Source organism: Nocardioides flavescens, from assembly GCF_009823805.1.
In the GTDB taxonomy this organism is placed as follows: Bacteria; Actinomycetota; Actinomycetes; order Propionibacteriales; family Nocardioidaceae; genus Nocardioides; species Nocardioides flavescens.
In genome coordinates this window covers 89868-106927 of record NZ_WUEK01000010.1, presented here as the reverse complement: position 1 = coordinate 106927, position 17060 = coordinate 89868, and the positions used below count along the sequence as shown (strand labels likewise).

General features: G+C 74.7%; 14 protein-coding genes and 1 pseudogene. 2 read left to right on the top strand and 13 right to left on the bottom strand.

Going from position 1 to position 17060, the window contains the following annotated elements; all coding sequences use genetic code 11:
* Positions 1 to 23 precede the first annotated feature (23 nt).
* The 7 genes from GRQ65_RS16035 to lepA all read right to left on the bottom strand — a co-directional run bounded on the left by GRQ65_RS16035 (position 24) and on the right by lepA (position 9209).
* Positions 24 to 950, bottom strand: a complete 927-nt coding sequence (locus tag GRQ65_RS16035; RefSeq protein ID WP_160878993.1) for a peptidase associated/transthyretin-like domain-containing protein — start codon at positions 948 to 950, stop codon at positions 24 to 26.
* Between the two features lie 98 nt (positions 951 to 1048).
* The gene (locus GRQ65_RS16030) at positions 1049 to 2887 is read right to left on the bottom strand and encodes an AMP-dependent synthetase/ligase (protein ID WP_160878992.1); all 1839 of its coding nucleotides are present in this window, start codon (positions 2885 to 2887) and stop codon (positions 1049 to 1051) included.
* Positions 2888 to 3038: 151 nt separating this feature from the next.
* Positions 3039 to 3707 carry an MOSC domain-containing protein gene (locus GRQ65_RS16025; protein WP_337191788.1) on the bottom strand — a complete coding sequence of 223 codons (669 nt, stop codon included), beginning with the start codon at positions 3705 to 3707 and terminating at the stop codon, positions 3039 to 3041.
* A 48-nt stretch (positions 3708 to 3755) separates the two neighbouring features.
* On the bottom strand, positions 3756 to 4730 hold the full coding sequence (locus tag GRQ65_RS16020; RefSeq protein WP_337191787.1) for an aminoglycoside phosphotransferase family protein: 975 nt from the start codon (positions 4728 to 4730) through the stop codon (positions 3756 to 3758).
* Positions 4731 to 4741: 11 nt separating this feature from the next.
* Positions 4742 to 5992 carry a Wzz/FepE/Etk N-terminal domain-containing protein gene (locus GRQ65_RS16015; RefSeq protein WP_337191786.1) on the bottom strand — a complete coding sequence of 417 codons (1251 nt, stop codon included), beginning with the start codon at positions 5990 to 5992 and terminating at the stop codon, positions 4742 to 4744.
* Positions 5993 to 6037: 45 nt separating this feature from the next.
* Positions 6038 to 7117, bottom strand: a complete 1080-nt coding sequence (locus GRQ65_RS16010; RefSeq protein ID WP_160878989.1) for a coiled-coil domain-containing protein — start codon at positions 7115 to 7117, stop codon at positions 6038 to 6040.
* 178 nt (positions 7118 to 7295) lie between these two features.
* Entirely contained in the window at positions 7296 to 9209 is a 1914-nt protein-coding gene (lepA, locus tag GRQ65_RS16005) for a translation elongation factor 4 (RefSeq protein WP_439331868.1), read from the bottom strand.
* A 63-nt stretch (positions 9210 to 9272) separates the two neighbouring features.
* On the opposite strand from lepA, the gene GRQ65_RS16000 reads away from it, so the two are divergent.
* Both GRQ65_RS16000 and rpsT read left to right on the top strand, forming a co-directional pair.
* Positions 9273 to 10250, top strand: a complete 978-nt coding sequence (locus GRQ65_RS16000; RefSeq protein ID WP_337191785.1) for a hypothetical protein — start codon at positions 9273 to 9275, stop codon at positions 10248 to 10250.
* A gap of 100 nt (positions 10251 to 10350) precedes the next feature.
* Positions 10351 to 10611: a 30S ribosomal protein S20 gene (rpsT, locus tag GRQ65_RS15995; RefSeq protein ID WP_160878987.1), complete on the top strand. Its 261-nt coding sequence runs from the start codon at positions 10351 to 10353 to the stop codon at positions 10609 to 10611.
* A gap of 94 nt (positions 10612 to 10705) precedes the next feature.
* Here rpsT and holA read toward each other — a convergent pair whose 3' ends face one another.
* From holA to GRQ65_RS24285, 6 genes and pseudogenes are all read right to left on the bottom strand, one after another.
* On the bottom strand, positions 10706 to 11671 hold the full coding sequence (holA, locus tag GRQ65_RS15990; protein WP_160878986.1) for a DNA polymerase III subunit delta: 966 nt from the start codon (positions 11669 to 11671) through the stop codon (positions 10706 to 10708).
* Between the two features lie 30 nt (positions 11672 to 11701).
* Positions 11702 to 14053, bottom strand: coding sequence for a ComEC/Rec2 family competence protein (locus GRQ65_RS15985; protein ID WP_337191784.1), 2352 nt, complete (start codon positions 14051 to 14053; stop codon positions 11702 to 11704).
* Positions 14050 to 15192, bottom strand: a complete 1143-nt coding sequence (locus GRQ65_RS15980; protein WP_202388222.1) for a ComEA family DNA-binding protein — start codon at positions 15190 to 15192, stop codon at positions 14050 to 14052. The genes GRQ65_RS15985 and GRQ65_RS15980 overlap by 4 nt, the downstream gene beginning before the upstream one ends.
* A 117-nt stretch (positions 15193 to 15309) precedes the next feature.
* A complete protein-coding gene (locus tag GRQ65_RS22885) occupies positions 15310 to 16164 on the bottom strand; it encodes a DegV family protein (protein WP_160878985.1) in 855 nt (284 codons plus the stop codon).
* A gap of 41 nt (positions 16165 to 16205) precedes the next feature.
* Positions 16206 to 16466, bottom strand: coding sequence for a hypothetical protein (locus tag GRQ65_RS22880; protein WP_237448372.1), 261 nt, complete (start codon positions 16464 to 16466; stop codon positions 16206 to 16208).
* Between the two features lie 247 nt (positions 16467 to 16713).
* A pseudogene (locus GRQ65_RS24285) lies at positions 16714 to 16953 on the bottom strand (alpha/beta fold hydrolase); the annotation flags it as partial.
* Positions 16954 to 17060 lie beyond the last annotated feature (107 nt).

Genomic DNA, 17060 nt, shown 5'->3' with positions numbered 1-17060 from the left:
CCGACCAGTATCCGGGCGGGACCTCAGACGGGCACGTTGAGGGCCAGGGTGTAGCCCTCGTCGACCGAGCCGGTCAGCGTCGCCATCTGGAGCGAGTGGCCGTCGCTGAACACGTTGTCGGAGTCGAGGCTCACCTGGGCGAAGTTGGAGACCGACTGCTCGTAGCCCTCGGCGGTGCCGTAGACGGTGTCGCAGACATCCTGCGGCATCGCGATCTGGGAGGTGCGCAGCTTGCCGGAGGCGCTCGTGGCGTCGTCGATCGAGGGGTAGACCTCGAAGTGCAGGTGCGGCCAGCGCCCGGAGTAGCAGGCCGGGAAGATGCTGGTGAAGCTCACGGTGCCGTCGGCCGCGACCTCCTGCACCCCGCGCAGGTAGTTCTCCTCGGTGATGCCGTCGGAGTAGAGCGAGTAGTTGCCGTCGCGGTCGCAGTGCCACAGGTAGACCGCGGCGCCGGCGTACGCCGACATGCCCGCGCTGCTGTTGTCGTAGACCGCCAGGTTGATCGTCATCGGCACGCCCTCGGCGACACCGGTCGCGTCGCCGAAGCTCGAGCGGATGTCCTGGCGCACGATGCCCGACTCGCTCAGCACGTCGACGCCGTTGCTGCCGTCGCCGGGGTAGGGACCGGCGGTCTCCTCGGGGATGTCGCCGTCGTCGAGGCCCTCCTGGGACACCGAGCCGCCGCCACCCTGGCCGCCGTCGGGCGGGGTGCCGCCGGGGCCGGCGCCGCTCGACGCGGAGGACGAGGTCGAGGACGAGCTGAGGTCGACGGTGTCGTCGGAGCCGCACGCCGCCAGCGCGGCCGCCGCGCCGAGCCCGCCGAACACCCCGAGCAGACCGCGACGGCCCATCGTGCGGCGCACCATCCCGCGCTCCTGCATCTGGGGCAGGTCGTAGGACAGTCCCTCGCGGTGCTCGTCGTGGTCGTGGTCGTGCTCGTGTGCGCTCATGGCTCCAGCGTGGGCTCGTCGACTGTGCGTTCCCTGTGCGGGAACTGCGAGCAGCCGACGAGCCCGCGCGGAGCCGGCGGACGGCCGTCAGGCGTGGCTCAGGAGTAGAACGCCTCGAGCCGGTCCTTGTTGTTGGCGGCGACGACGTTGCGCTTGACCTTCATCGACGGGGTGAGCTCACCGCTCTCGATGGTGAGGTCGTGGTCGAGCAGCTCCCACTTCTTGACCGTCTCCCACCGGTTGAGGCGCTCGTTGAGCTGCTCGACGTAGCCGCCGACCATCTCGCGGGTGGCGGGCGCGCGGACGATCTCGGTGTAGGACTTGCCGTCCAGACCGTTCTCGGCCGCCCAACCGGCGATGGCGTCGGGGTCGAGGGTGACGAGCGCGACGACGAAGTTGCGCTCCTCGCCGAAGACCATGAACTGGCTGGCGTAGGGGCAGATGGCCTTGAACTTCGACTCGATGGCCGGCGGGGCGATGTACTTGCCGCCCGAGGTCTTGAACAGCTCCTTGATCCGCCCGGTGATCGTGAGGAAGCCGTCGGCGTCGATGCTGCCCTTGTCGCCGGTGTGCAGCCAGCCGTCGGGGGTGAGCGCCTTGGCGGTCTCCTCGGGCAGGTTGTGGTAGCCGTCCATGATGTGGGGTCCGCGCAGCATCACCTCGTCGCCCTCACCGAGCTTGATCTCGCTGCCCGGCATGGCGGGCCCGACGGTGCCCATCTTGTAGTCGTCGGGGTGGTTGACCGTGGCGCCGGCGGCGTTCTCGGTCATGCCGTAGCCCTCGAGGATCAGGATGCCTGCGGCGTGGAACCACTGCGCGATCTCAGAGTTGAGCGCGGCGGAGCCGGAGATGAAGAACCGCACGCGACCACCGAAGCGCTCGCGGACCTTGCTGAAGACGAGCTTGTCGAACAGCGCGTGCTGCACCCTGAGCGGCAGCGGGACGGACTTGCCCGCGAGCTTGAGGCGGTCGACCTCGAGGCCGACCTTGAAGGCCTGGGTGAAGATCTTCTCCTTGGCCCCGCCCTCGGCGGCCTGCATCGTCACGATCCGCGCGTGGGCCTTCTCGAAGATGCGGGGGGCGGCACCCATGAAGGTCGGCTTCACGACGCCGAGGTTGTCGACGATCTTGTCGACGCGGCCGTCGATGGCGGTGGCGAAGCCGCAGGCGAGCTGCGAGGAGAGCAGCACCTTGCCGAAGGAGTGGGCCATCGGCAGCCACAGGAACTGCAGGTCGTCCTCGCCGAGGATGCCCTGCGCCTTGATGACCTCGCCCTCGTAGACCCACGAGGAGTGCTTGAGCCGCACGCCCTTGGGGCGCCCGGTGGTGCCGGAGGTGTAGATGAGCGTCGCGAGACGGTCGGGGCCGATCGCCGCGACGGTGCTCGTCACGGCGTCGGGGTGCTCGGCGAGGTGGGCGTCACCGAGCTCAGCGAGCTCCTCCAGGCTGATCAGCCAGTCCCCCGCGTCACTGGTGACGGGCGTGAGCGTCACGACCTTGCGGACCGAGCCGAGGTCGCCGCGGCGCTCGAGGAGCTTCTTCACCTGCTCGTCGTCCTCGGCGAAGACCACCTGGGAGTCGGAGTCGGTCAGGATGAACGCCGTGTCCTCGGTGTTGGTCGAGGGGTAGACCGTGGTGGTCGCGCCCCCGGCGCACATGATCGCGAGGTCGGCCAGCACCCACTCGTAGCGGGTCGAGGAGACGATGCCGACGCGCTGCTCGGGCTCGATGCCCAGCGACAGCAGGCCCGCGGCGAGCCGGGTGACCCGCTCGCCCGCCTCGGCCCAGGTCACCGACTCCCAGCCGTCCCCCTGGCCCCCGTCCACCGGGTAGCGGAAGGCCTCGCGCGGCGACGACGCGGCGACCCGGTCGAGGAAGAGCTGGGCGAAGCTCGGCGTGAGGAGATCGACGAAGCTCGGGTCGACGGTGCGGGGCATGGCTTCTCCTGGCTGGCCCGGGCAGCGGGCCGGTCGGGTCGGTCGGTGCGGAGTAACCTAGTTCACAGCCACAAGCCGCGGCTACCGGCCGGTAGTACGCGACGTTCCACACCGTCGTACACCGACCGACCGACGTGCGGGACGGCGCGGACTAACGGATCATCCCGGGGCCGGCGGCGAACGCCTCCGCCCGCTGGCGCGCCTCCTCGACGAGCCCGTCGACGGCGAGCAGCCGCGGCAGCAGCTCGGGCTCCCCGACCAGCGCCCGGAACATCACCTCGACGCTGACGCCGTGGCCCGGGCGGTGCACGACCACGAGGTCGTCGCCGGCGCTGAGCGTGCCCGGCTCGAGGACCCGCAGGTAGGGACCCGGGTGCGCGTGCTGGGCGAACCGCTTGACCCAGCCCCGGTTGTCGTGGCCGCCGCGCCCCATCCAGGTGCGGAAGTCGTTGCACGGCGTGCGGACCGAGGCCACCTCGAGCAGCACCGACCCGATCTGCCACCGCTCGCCGATCTCGGCCGCGTCGACGTCGTAGCCCTCGACGGTGAGGTTCTCGCCGAACTCCCCGTCGCGCAGCGGGTCGCCGAGCTGCTCGGTCCACCAGTCGAGCTGCTCGCGGGCGAAGGCGTAGACGGCCTTGTCGCGCCCGCCGTGGTGCCGGGTGTCGGAGACCTGGTCGCCGGCCAGCCCCCGCGGACCGACCTCGACGGGGCCGGCCACCGGGGCCTTGTCGATCGAGGTGCGGCCGATGCCGGCCCACGGCGCCTCACGCGGGGTGCCGACGTTGACCGACCTGACCCGACCCACCGCGCTGTCCACGCGCCCCATGATGCGCCTGGCGGGCGTGGGCGCAGAATCATTCACGGATCAGTCCTGGACCGCCTTGGCCAGCGTCACGCACCGCGTGATCCAGCCGCGGTCGGGCGCCGCCTGCTGGCACTCCCAGAACGCGTTGAGGACCATCCGCACCACCACCCAGCCGCGGGCGCGGTCCTCGTCGAGGCCGGCTGCGTCCACGAGGGTGTGGAACCGGCGACGGACGGCGCCGCGGACGCCGTCCCAGGACTCCACGAGCTCGTCCCAGCGGTTCCACAGCATGGGCGCGAGCTCGGCGTGCGGGTCGCCCGCCAGCGGTTTCGGGTCGATCGCGAGCCACGGCCCGCGCCCGGCCGTGTCGACGCTGCCCAGCACGTTGGCGTAGTGCAGGTCGGTGTGGAGCAGCCGGCCCGGGTCGTCGGCCCGCAGCTGGTCGATCAGGGACAGGGCCTGCTCCACGAGCCGGTGCGGCAGCGGCGCGTCGCGCGGCAGGGCACGCAGGCCGGGCACGGCGCGGTCGACGACGTCGGTGAGCCGCCGCAGCTGCGGAGGTGCCGGTCGGTGCAGTCGTGCGTAGAGCCCGGCGACGACCTCGCACGCCTCGACGTCCCAGAGCTCCCCGAGGTCCGTGGGCTCGAGCCGCTCGAGCAGCAGGGCGCGGCGCCGCGGGTCCGCGGCGAGCAGCCGCACGGCCCCCTCGCCGCCCCAGCGCTGCAGGGCCAGCGCCTCGTGCTCGCTCTCCTCGTCGGGGAAGCCGAGCTTGAGCACCGCGGGCTCGCCCTCGCGCCGTACGGGCACGACCACCGAGGCGAACCCGTGGGCGACCTCCCCACCGGGCTCGTCAGGCTCGGCGGTCAGGCCCCACTCCTCGCTCAGCTCGCGCAGGAGCCGCGGCAGCGCGTCGACGTACGCCGCCCACGCCTCTCCGCGCGCGGCCATGGCGCGCACCCCGGGAGGGAGGTCGCGCGGCAGGGCGGGCAGGGACGGCACCCGGTCGATCGTGCCCGACGTCCCCGGACGCGGCACCTAGGAGCCCCCTAGGGCCGGGAGATGACGACGGTGCCGAGGACCCGCGCCCCGGCGGCGCGCAGCCGCTCCGCGTGGCCCCGCAGCGTCGGGAACGTCACCGCGCCGCCCGCGACCGTGAGCACGAGGTCGGCAGCCTCGGCCATGACCCGGCTGTCGTCGCTGTCCTCCAGCGGCGGGCCCAGCACCACCACGTCGTCGTACGACGACGTGGCCGAGTCGAGGAACGCCGCGAACCGGCGCGCGAGCAGGGTGCCGACCGGCTCGTCGCCCCACGTGCCGGACGGCAGCACCTGCAGGCCGGAGACCGGCCCCGGGGTCACGGCCGCCCCGAGGTCGGCCCCGCCGAGGACGTCGTAGAGCCCGGGGGTGTCCGGGGCACGGCGGCCCGGCACGCCGAACCGCTCGCCCATCCGTCCGTCGGCGAGCAGCACCCGTCGGCCCGCCTGGGCCAGCGAGATGGCGAGGTTGGCCCCGACCCACACGTGGTCGTCACCGTCGACGACGTCGGCGGCCACGGTGCGGGTGGTCGGTGGCGCCGCGTCGGCGCCGCGGCCGCGGACCGTCCAGGCCAGGTGGCGGAACGCCTCCGCGGCGGCGGTCCCGGGGGTGAGTGCGGGCAGCTCCGTGAGGTCGCGCGGCGCGTCGAACCGGGCCAGGAGCGGAGCGGCGACCGCAGCCTCGACCTCGGCCACGTCGTCGAGGCGAAGCACCCGCCGGTCGGGTGCTCCGGCGGCCACCGCCGTCAGACCCGCGGCCACCAGCGCCGCGAGAGCGGTGAGCAGCCCGAGCCAGGGACTCGACGTCGCGCTGGGAGCGCCCGCGGGAGCCACGAGCACCACCTGCGCCGGCCCACCCGGGCCGAGCTCCTCACCGATCCGGGCCCGCGTGAGCGCAGCGGCGACGGCGTCGGCCCGCGCGGCCGCCGTGCGGGCCTCACCTGCCTCCACCTCGACCCGCACGAACGCGCCCTCGGACGACAGCTCGGCCGCCGGCGCACCCGGCCGGACGTCGGCGGGTGACGCGGCCGCGAGGCTCGCCGCGAGGTCGTCGGGCCGCACTCGGACCTCGCTGCTCCCGTCAGGCTCGGCCACGACCACCTGGACCAGGGCCGTGGCCGTCCAGCGCTGCGGCGCGAGCTGAGCTCCGATGAGCGCCGCGACCGCGGCGACGACCACGACGAGCACCACCGGCAGCCGGCGGCGCCAGGCCGCGGCGAGCACGTCACGCGCGGCCATCGCCACCTCCCGACGACTCCTCACCGGCCGTGGCGTCACCGGCGCGAGCCCGCGTGCTCGCGCGTCCGGTCACGGGGAGCGGAAGAGCCAGCCGAGCGGCTTGCCGGCCTGGTCACCGGTGCGCTCCTCCGCCGACCCCCCGTCGCTGTCGCGCGCCCGCTCGTCCGGGCCTGGTCGAGCCGGGGCCGCCCGCTCCGGGTCGACGCCGAGCGTCTCGGAGTCCCGCCGCGAACGCGAGCGGGCCGCCGCGCGCATCGCGTCGCGGGCGTAGCGAGCGCTCACCTCGGCGTCGTCCATCGGGGGCAGCGGCGGGTCGCCGTGGTCGAGGTGCGCCGAGCGGAGGAAGGCCTCGGTGGCCGTGCGCGGTGGCGCCTGCCCGTCCCACGGGTCGTCGTCGGTCGAGGTGACCGGGTCGGGCGGGATCGGCACCTCGGGCACCGCCCGGCGCCGCGGTGCCGTGGAGCGGAACAGGTCGTCCGCACCGGCGGTCCGCGACGCGGACGTCGCCTCGGCCGACTCCGCGACGGGCTCGACCGTCGCTGGCTCCGCCGCGGCGCTGCTCGCGACGTGGCCGGAGAGCGCGGCCAGGGAGTCGTCGGTGTGCGTGCGCAGCTCGGCGAGCGCGCTCAGCATCTCGGTGACGTTGGCGGCCGCCGAGTCGAGCGAGACCCCCAGGATCCGCACCGACGCCTCCAGGTCGCCGACCACCGCCTGCTGCCGGTCCTGCTGACGGGCGAGCTCGGCCTGGTTGCGCTCCTCGAGCTCGCGGGTGACCTGGGCGGTGACCTCGGCCCGCACGCGACGGCGGTGCTCCTCGACCTCGGCCTCGGCACGCGCGCGCACCGCGTCGGCCGCGGCCCGCGCCTCACGAGCGACGGCGTCCGCCTCCTCGCGCGCCCTGGCGACGACGGCCTCCGCGCGCACCCCGGCCTCGGCGAGCAGACGCTCGGCGGAGGCGCGGGCCTCCGCGAGGAGCTCGGCGGACAGCTGCTGGGCCTCCTCGACGAGCGCGTCGGCGTCGGCGGCGGCGGCGCGCCGCGCGGCGCTCGCCTCCGCCAGCAGGCTCTCGGCCTCGCGGCGTGTGCCCAGGCTCGCGCGCAGCTCGGCTGCTCGCGCGCTCGGGCTGCCGCTGGCGTCGTACGACTCCATGCCACGTTCCCCTCGAGTGGCTGGCGCGGCTCCCCCACGAAACCGCGTCCGAGAACGCCCCGTGCCGACGGTTCCCACCGTCCGGGACGCACCCCCCACCGGGAGGATAACCCGACGCACCGACCCACCCGACCCTCCGGACCCGCACCGGTCCAGATGGCGTGCAGCCGCGCGGCGACTACTTGCCGGACTTCTCCGAGGTCGAGAGCGCGGCGACGAACGCCTCCTGGGGGACCTCGACGCGACCGACCATCTTCATCCGCTTCTTGCCCTCCTTCTGCTTCTCGAGGAGCTTGCGCTTGCGGGAGATGTCACCGCCGTAGCACTTGGCGAGGACGTCCTTGCGGATCGCGCGGATGTTCTCGCGCGCGATCACCCGCGCACCGATCGCGGCCTGGATCGGCACCTCGAACTGCTGGCGCGGGATCAGCTCCTTGAGCTTGCCGGCCATCATCACGCCGTAGGAGTACGCGGCGTCCTCGTGCACGATCGCACTGAACGCGTCGACGGGCTCGCCCTGGAGCAGGATGTCGACCTTCACCAGGTCGGCGGCCTGCTCGCCCGAGCGCTCGTAGTCGAGGGAGGCGTAGCCCTTGGTGCGCGACTTGAGCTGGTCGAAGAAGTCGAAGACGATCTCGCCCATCGGCAGCGTGTAGCGCATCTCGACGCGGTCCTCGGAGAGGTAGTCCATGCCCTGCAGCAGACCGCGCTTGGTCTGGCACAGCTCCATGATCGTGCCGATGTAGTCCGAGGGGCTGAGGATGGTCGCGCGCACCACCGGCTCGCGGACCTCGGCGATCTTGCCCTCGGGGAACTCGCTGGGGTTGGTGACGGCGTGCCGGGAGCCGTCCTCCATCGTCACCTCGTAGACGACGTTGGGAGCCGTCGAGATCAGGTCGAGCCCGAACTCCCGCTCGAGGCGGTCGCGGGTGATCTCCATGTGCAGCAGGCCCAGGAAGCCGATGCGGAAGCCGAAGCCGAGCGCGCCGGAGGTCTCGGGCTCGTAGGTCAGCGCGGCGTCGTTGAGCTGCAGCTTCTCCAGCGCCTCGCGCAGGTCGCCGAACTGGTCGCCGTCGATCGGGTAGAGCCCGGCGTAGACCATCGGGTTGGGGTGCTTGTAGCCGCCGAGCGGGTCGGAGGCCGGGGCGCTCTGGGTGGTGATCGTGTCACCGACGCGCGACTGGCGCACGTCCTTCACGCCGGTGATGAGGTAGCCCACCTCGCCCACCCCGATCTCACCGGCCTTGACCTGCTCGGGGCTGATGACGCCGAGCTCGAGCAGCTCGTGGGTGGTCCCGGACGACATCATCTTGATCCGGTCGCGGTGGGTCAGCGACCCGTCGACGACGCGGACGTAGGTGACGACGCCGCGGTAGGTGTCGTAGACGGAGTCGAAGATCAGCGCGCGCGCCGGGGCGTCGGCGCGGCCCACCGGCGGCGGGGTCTGTTTCACGATCTCGTCGAGCAGCGCCGCGACGCCGAGCCCGGTCTTGGCGCTGGTGAGCAGCACGTCCTCGACCTCGCAGCCGACCAGCCCGGCCAGCTCGGCGGCGTACTTCTCGACGTTGGCGCTCGGCAGGTCGATCTTGTTGAGCACCGGGATGACGTGCAGGTCGGCGCCGAGGGCGAGGTAGAGGTTGGCCAGGGTCTGCGCCTCGATGCCCTGGGCGGCGTCGACCAGCAGGATCGCGGCCTCGCAGGCCTCGAGGCTGCGCGAGACCTCGTAGGTGAAGTCGACGTGGCCCGGGGTGTCGATCATGTTGAGGACGTAGGTGCCCGGCTCGGCGCCCGTCTCGTTGCCGGCCTCGACCGTCCACGGCATGCGCACGGCCTGGCTCTTGATCGTGATGCCGCGCTCACGCTCGATGTCCATGCGGTCGAGGTACTGCGCGCGGGCCGCCCGCTCGTCGACGACCCCGGTCAGCTGCAGCATCCGGTCGGCCAGCGTCGACTTGCCGTGGTCGATGTGGGCGATGATGCAGAAGTTGCGGATGGTCGCCGGGTCGGTGTGACCGGGCTCCGGCGCGCTGGTGCGGGACAACGGGCTCACTCTCGGGCTCGTGCGGGGCTCATCGGGTGGAGGTCCGATCATCCCACGCCGCCCCGGCACCCCCCATTCGCCAGATCCGCGGGGCGCCTCGGGGAGCATGGGACCGTGCCGCCCGTCCCCGTGCTGAGCAGTCTGCCCACCGGTCGCACGGCGCGCCGCCTCGAGTGGGTGCACCTGCCGCCGCACGTGCGGGCGCTCGTCGAGGCCCGGCTCGGCTCCCCCGTCGTCGGTGCGCGCACGCGCACCGCGGGCTACACCCCGGAGTTCTCCTCCGTCCTGACCACCGCGGCCGGCACCCGCCACGACGTGCACGCGGCCTCGGTCACCGCGCAGCGCGCCTTCGCCGGCGCGCTCGGCGGCCGTGCCGCCACCCTCGCGACCCTGCCGGCCGGCGTACCGGCCCCGCGCCTGCGGTGGGTCGACGGCGCGGACGCGACGGGACGCCCGACCGCCGAGTGGGTCGTGCTCGAGACCGAGCACCACGAGGGCCGGATGCCGCTGCGCCCCTGGGACCTGCGCGAGGTGGGGTCCGCCCTCGACTCCCTGGAGCGCGCCGCCGCCCTGCTCACACCGGCCCCGTCCGCGCCAGCCGCCCCCGGGATCGGCGACGAGATCGCTGGCTGGCCCGAGCTGTGGGACGACGTGCGCGTGCTGCTCCCGGGCATGGCCGAGCACCTCGACGAGGCCGTCGACCTCGCGGCGAGCTGCGCCGAGGCGACCACGGGCGACACCCTCGTGCACTTCGACCTGCGCGACGACCAGATCCTCGTGCGCCCGGACGGCACCGTGCTCCTGGCGGGCTGGGACTGCCCGGTGCGCGGGGCGGCGTGGATCGACACGGTGCTCGCGCTCCTCGGCCCGCGCGGCGACGGGCACGACGCCGACGCCCTGCTGGCGACGAGGCCGCTGACCCGCGAGGTGCCGGTCGCGCACGTCGACGCACTGCTCGCCCTCGTGGCAGGCTGGAGCCTGCGCCAGTCCGGGCTTCCCGCACCGACCGCCTCGCCGTACCTGCGCGACCTGCAGCGGTGGCAGGGGGAGGTCGCCTGGACGTGGCTCGCGCAGCGGCGCGGCTGGATTTGAGGGCTCAGGCGCCCCGCTGTTAACGTTGTCCGTCGCGCTGCGGCCCGTGCCGCGCGCTCCGAGATCTTCCACCCACCGACGTAATCGAGAGTTCACACCTGTGGCCAACATCAAGTCCCAGATCAAGCGGAACAAGCAGAACGAGAAGCGTCACGAGCGCAACAAGGCCGTGAAGACCGGTCTGAAGACCGCGATCCGCAAGTTCCGCGAGGCCGCCGAGGGCGACGACACCGCCGCCGCCAAGGCGCTCGCCGCCGACGCCTCGAAGAAGCTCGACAAGGCCGCCTCCAAGGGCGTCATCCACAAGAACCAGGCCGCGAACCGCAAGTCCGCGATCGCCAAGAAGGCCGCCTCGCTCTGAGGCTCGCCCTTCTCTGATCTTCGCGCAGGCCCGTCCCGGTGGGGGCGGGCCTTCGTGCGTCTCCCCGGCTCTGCTCGGTGCGGCTCAGCTCAGCTCAGCGCGGCTCGCGCAGGGCGGTGATCGTGAGGACCAGCCGCTCGAGCGTGTAGTGCGCGTCGCTGGCGGCGCCCTTGATGTCGGCGTCGGCCTGGGCGACCGCGCGGATGGCGCGGGAGAGCCCCGGCTCGGTCCACGCCTGCGACTGGCTGCGCAGCTCCTTGAGCTTCCACGGCGGCACGCCGACCTCGCGCGCCAGGTCGGACTCGCCCGTGCCGCGGCTGGCCGAGGCGTACCGGGCCAGGCCGCGCGCGGAGCCCGCGAACGCCGACGTCACGAAGGTCGACGGCACCCCGGAGGCCAGCGCCCAGCGCAGCTCCTCGAGGGCAGCCTGGCGGCGGCCGGCGAACGCCGCGTCGGCGATGACGAACGACTTGCCCTCGGCGCGACCGCCGAAGTAGCGGCGCACGAGCTCCTCGGTGATCGGACGGCCCTCGGCGTCGGAGACGAGCTGGTCGCTGGCGGCGGCGAGCGCGCGGAGGTCCTGCCCGACGGCCTGCACGAGGGCCTGGGCGGCGACCTTGTCGATGCGGCCGCCGTGGCTCTTGACCTCGGCGGCCACGAACCCGGCCAGCTCCCAGGTCTTGACCTCGCCCGACTTCGACTCGTCGACGCCGGACAGCTTGCGGAGCTTGGTCAGCACCCCGCTGCCCTTGGTGCCGCCGGAGTGCACGAGCACGAGCGCGACGTCCTCGGCGGGGGCCGCGGCGTAGTCGAGCAGGCCGGCGACGGACTCCTCTGGCAGGTCCTCGAGCTTGCGCACCACGACGCACCGCACCGAGCTGAACAGCGACGGCGCCGACAGCTCGCCCAGGGTGGCGAGCGTGAGCCCCGAGGCCTGGGCCTCAGAGAACTCCGCCTCCGGGTCGACCCGGCGCACCGCCGCCCGCACGGCCTGCACCGTGCGCTCACCGAGGAACTCCTCCTTGCCGGTGACGAGCGTGACCCGGCCGAGGACGTCCATGGCACCACCCTGGCACACGGCACCGACGGCTCACCTCCCCGTGGCGACCTCACCCGAGGCCAGCACGGCGAGGTCCCCCTCCTGGTCGGTGCGGTGCACCTCGGCGCCCGCGGCGCGCAACGGGTCGAGGGCCGAGGCGGCCGGGTGGCCGTAGTCGTTGTCGGCACCCACGGAGACGAGGACCACCGACGCCTCGAGCGAGACGAGCCAGTCCTCGTCCTGGTGCGGGCTGCCGTGGTGGGGCATCTTCAGCACGTCGACCCGCAGCCCGGGCAGCAGCCGCGCCAGCGCGGCCTGCCCCTCGGGCTCGAGGTCGCCGGTGAGCAGCAGGCGCAGGCCCCCGACCTCGGCGAGCAGCACCACGCTCGCCTCGTTGGCCGTCGACCCGTCCCCCGGGCCCTGCGTCGGCGAGTCGGGCAGCGGCCACAGCACCTGCAGGGTCACGGCGCCGACCCGCCGGGTCTCGGCGTACGCCGCGGAGGCGGTCGGGGCGCTCCCCGACCCCTCCGCCGCGAGGCCGTCTGCGACCGCCGCGACGCCGCCGGGCGGGTCGAGCAGCCGGGTCGTCTCCACCGCGTCGACCGGCCGGCCGTCGGCCACACCGCTGGTGCCGTCGACGTGGTCGGCGTGGAAGTGGGTGAGCACGAGCAGGGGCACGCGGTGCACGCCCAGCCGGTCGAGGCACCGGTCGACCTGACCCGGGTCGGGGCCGGCGTCGACGACCACCGCCTGGCCCGGAGCAGCGCGGAGCACGAGGGCGTCGCCCTGCCCGACGTCACAGGCGACGGCGACCCAGTCGCCCGGTGGCCAGCCGAGGGCGGGCGGGCGCACCAGCACGGCGGCGACCAGGACCAGCACCACGACGGCACCGAGGAGCGGTCGACGCACGACCCGCGGACCGAGGAGCGCGATCGCCAGCGTGAGGGCGGTGAGGGCCACGAGCGAGCCGGCACCCGTGCCCCAGGACACCGCGGCAGCCGGCAGCGTCGCGCCGTGCTCGGCGACGGTGACGAGCCAGGCGACGCACCACGAGGCGAGGGTGCCGAGCAGGCGTCCGAGCGGCGCCCAGACCAGCGTCACGAGACCGCCCGCCAGACCGAGCACGGTGGCGGGACCGACGGCCGGGGCCGCCAGCAGGTTGGCGACCACCGCGACCAGGCTCACCTGCCCGGAGATCGCCGCCACGAGCGGGGTGCACGCGAGCTGAGCGGCGGTCGGGACCGCCACGGCCTCGGCCAGCCAGCGCGGCAGCCAGCGGCCGAGCGCGTCGCGCCACGGTGGTCCGAGCAGGAGGATGCCGCCGGTCGCGAGGACCGACAGGGCGAACCCCGCCGAGACCGCGAGGCTCGGCTGCACGAGCACGAGCACCAGGACCGCCAGGCCCAGCCCGCGCAGCGCCCGGTGCCGCCCGTTGGCGCTCATCGCGACCAGACCGATGGTGCCCATCACCGCCGCGCGCAGCACGCTCGGCTCGGTGCGCGCCACCAGCACGAAGCCGACGATCCCGGCTGCCGCGACCACCACCAGCCAGCGCCCGCGCACGCCGCCCCAGCGGGCCAGGACCAGCAGGAAGCCCACGATCAGCGTGAGGTTGGTGCCGGACACCGCGAGGAGGTGGGTCAGGCCGGTCGTGCGGAACGCCTCCTGGACCTCGGACGAGACGTCCCCGTCGTCGCCCGCCACGAGGGCGGGCACGAGCGCGCGCTGGTCGGCGGGGCGGTGGGCGACCGACTCCCGCAGGGCCGAGCGCACCGCGCCCGCCGCCCGCCACCAGACGTCGGGGCCCTCGACCACGCTGATCGGCCCGCTCGGCCGGAGCAGGGCGGCGGTGTCGGGGTCGTCGGCCGCCAGGAGCCGGCCCCGCAGCTGCACCTCCGCACCGAGTAGAGGTCCCTCGGCGCCCTCCTCGCCGACGTCGTCGAGCACCAGCACCGGAGCCGCGAGCTCCACCGTGCGGCCGCGCCCGGTCACCGTGCGCACCTCGAGGCGCCACAGCTGCTGGTCGGCGAACCCGCCGTGCACCCGACGCACGTCGGACGTCACGGTGCCGACGACGCTCACCGCGGCCCCCTCGTGCGCCAGGTCGGCGACGGGGTTGTCGCTCACCCGTGCGATGCGCAGCGCCGCTCCCCCGCCCGCGGCCAGGGCCACGAGCACCAGGGCGGCCACCAGTGGCGCGAGGCGCCGTCCGCGCAGGACCAGCGCTGCGCCACCTCCGACGAGGACCAGCACCGCAGTGGCGCCGACGAGCGCTCGGCCGGCGAGCACGGTCGCGCCCAGTGCGCCGAGCCAGGCAGCCGCGCCGACCAGCGGCATCCGCAGGTCGGTCCGGTCCCTCTCGGGGAGCTGCTCGTCGTCGGCCGAGGCGGGCTCGAGCCTCACACCGTCACGTAGGGCGCGATCTTGCCCAGCGTGACCTCGCCGATGCCGTCGACCTCGAGCAGCTCGTCGACGGAGGTGAAGGCGCCGTGCTCGGTGCGCCACGCCAGGATCGCCTGGGCCGTCACCGGGCCGACCTCGGGGAGGGCGTCGAGCTGGTCGACGGTCGCGGTGTTGAGGTCGACGAGAGCGCCGGGCGCCGATCCCCCACCGGCCGAGGACGCCGCCCCGGTCGCGGGGGCCTGCCCGGCCGCGGCCGCCGCCCCCGTGGGCGGGTCGACGCCGACCAGGATCTGCTCGCCGTCGACGAGCACCCGGGCGAGGTTGAGCGTCGTCAGGTCGACGCCCGGCCGGGCTCCTCCGGCGGCGGTGAGCGCGTCGACCACCCGGGCACCGGCTCCCAGGACCGCGATGCCCGGCCGCCGCACCTTGCCGGCCACGTCGACCGTGACCGTCGTAGGCGCCGCGTCGGCCGTCGCGGCGGACCCGGTCGCTCCAGCACCGGCCCCCGCCGCCTCGACGGCGCCCTCGACGGCACCCTCGTCGGCACCCTCGTCGGCACCCTCGTCGGCGGAGACCGCGCCCGACGGTGTCACGAGACCGACGGCCGGAGCCGCGCTGAGCTGCCCCTCGACGGTGTCCGAGCCCGAGCGCACCAGCCACCAGCAGGTGACCGCCAGCCCCAGCGCCACCAGCACCGCGACCACGGCGACCTGAGGCGCGCCGAACGCCAGCCCGCCGAGCCGGCCGGGCAGCCCATCGGCGACCACGCTCGGCAGCGGCACGACGGGACCCGGACGCCGGGCCGCGTGGCGACCGGGCACCGGGACGGGCTCCGGTGAGGGCGAGGGCGGGGGCGGGCTCGGGTGACGCGGCGCCGGAGGGTGCCGGTGCGGCGCCACGCGGGTGTGCTCGTCGTACCACGCCGGCCCCTCGTCCAACCCGTGGTCCGACCCGTGGTCCGACCCGTGGTCCGACCCGTGGTCGGGCCCGTCGTCCGGTGGCCCGAGCACCGGCCCCGACGGCGGCGCCGGGAGCGCGGAGACCCGCGCCGGCCGCACCCCGGCGAGCTCGTCGCCGAGCAGGGCGAGACGTCGGGAGACCGCCTCCTGGTGCTCGAGGTCGGACCGGCGGGAGCGCATGGCTGAGAACGTAGGAGAGTTCACGACCCAGCGCGACGGGCCGCCGCGCGACCTGTGGACGACCCGACCTCGGGCCGTCCCTGTGGACGACTGGTGGACGGTCGGGCGGTCGCGTGGTCAGACGACGGGCGCGACGCAGACCGCGAGCATGCCGGGGCCGACGTGGGCCCCCAGCACGGCGCCGAGCTCGCCGCACAGCACGTCACGTCCCTGCAGGTTGGCCGCGAGGCGCTCGGTGAGGCGGGCGGTCAGCTGCTCCGCGCGCTCCGGGGAGTCGAGGTGGGCGACCGCGATGTCGGCCGGGGCGGACCCGGCCCGGGTCACCGCGAGCTCCTCGAGCCGGGCGAGGGCGCGCGCGGAGGTGCGGACCCGCTCGAGCGAGGCGACGCGGCCGTCGGCGATCTCCAGCAGCGGCTTGACCGCGAGGGCGCCGCCGACGAGCGCGGCGGCCGCGCCGATGCGACCGCCGCGGCGCAGGTGCTCGAGCGTGTCGACGTAGAAGAGCGAGTCGGTGCGCTCGGCGCGCCGGCGGGCCACCTCGGCCGCCTCCTCGGCGCTGCCACCGGCCGCCACGGCGTCCGCGGCGGCCAGGGCGGCGAAGCCCGTGGCCGTGCCGACCTGGCGGGTGTCGACCGCGACGACCGGCACCGCCGCCTCGCGGGAGGCGAGCTGGGCCGACTCGAACGTGCCGCTGACCTGCGAGGACAGGTGCACCGAGACGATCGCGGTGGCCCCCTCGGCAGCGCAGCGGTCGTAGACCGCCGCGAGCGCGGCGGGCGTCGGTCGCGACGTCGACACCGCTCGGCGCTCCTTCAGCGCGGTCGCGATCGCCGCGGGGGTCGCGCCGTCGGCCCCCTCGTCGAAGACGTCGGCCCCGATGACCACCTGCAGCGGCACGACGACGATGCCGCGGTCGGCTGCCAGCTCGGACGGGAGGCAGGCCGTCGAGTCGGTGACCACCACCACAGCCATGCGGGGACGGTAGCCGATCCGGTGCTGGAGCTGCGGAGGTGTCAGGGCAGCAGCGCGCGCAGCAGCGCTGCGAACCCCGCCGGGTCGCCACCCGGTCCGCCGTGGCCGGGCGGCGCGAATCCGGTGTGCCCGCCCGGGAGCTCGACCACCTCGACGCCGATCTGCGCGGCGATGCTGCGCGCGCCCCGGGCCGCCCAGGTCTCGCCCGAGTCGGCGCCGCAGGCGACCACGAGCCGGTCGCCGAGGGCGCGCAGCGCCTCGAGGTCGGGGACGAAGTCCTGCACCGCCGGCGAGTTGCGCATGAGGGGGTCGGTGCGGTCGCCGTCGTCGTCGACCGGCTGGCCGTAGCGCGCCGGGTCGGGCGCCGGACGGTCGAGCCAGTCGGGGGGTCAGCTCGCCGGAGTGCACCACCATCTCGATGAACTTCGCCATCGCCGGGCCGCGGCCCTGCTCGTCGTACGTCGCCCGCAGGTCGGCCGAGAGCGCCTCCAACACGGCGCGGTCGGGCAGGAACGCGCCCGTCGGCGGCTCGTGGAGCACGACGCGGCGCACGTCTCCGGGGTGCTCGGCGAGCAGCGCGCACGCCACCACCGCTCCCCCGCTGGTCGCGAACAGGTCCACAGGCCCGAGGTCTGCAGCCGCCACCACCCGGTGCACGTCCTCGGCGTGCAGCTCGGGCGTGAGCGACGACGTCGCGCGGGGGTTGCGCCCCGCGCCACGCGGGTCGAGCGTCACGACGGGCCGGTCGTCGAGCAGCGGCACCAGCGCCGTGAACCCCGAGGCGTCCATCGGCGAGCCGAGGAGCACCAGGGGTGTCCGCCCGGCCGGCCCGTCGTGCAGGTCCCAGGTCACGAGGGCGTCGCCCTCGCCGACGGTGCTGGTGGTCGTCGTCGTGG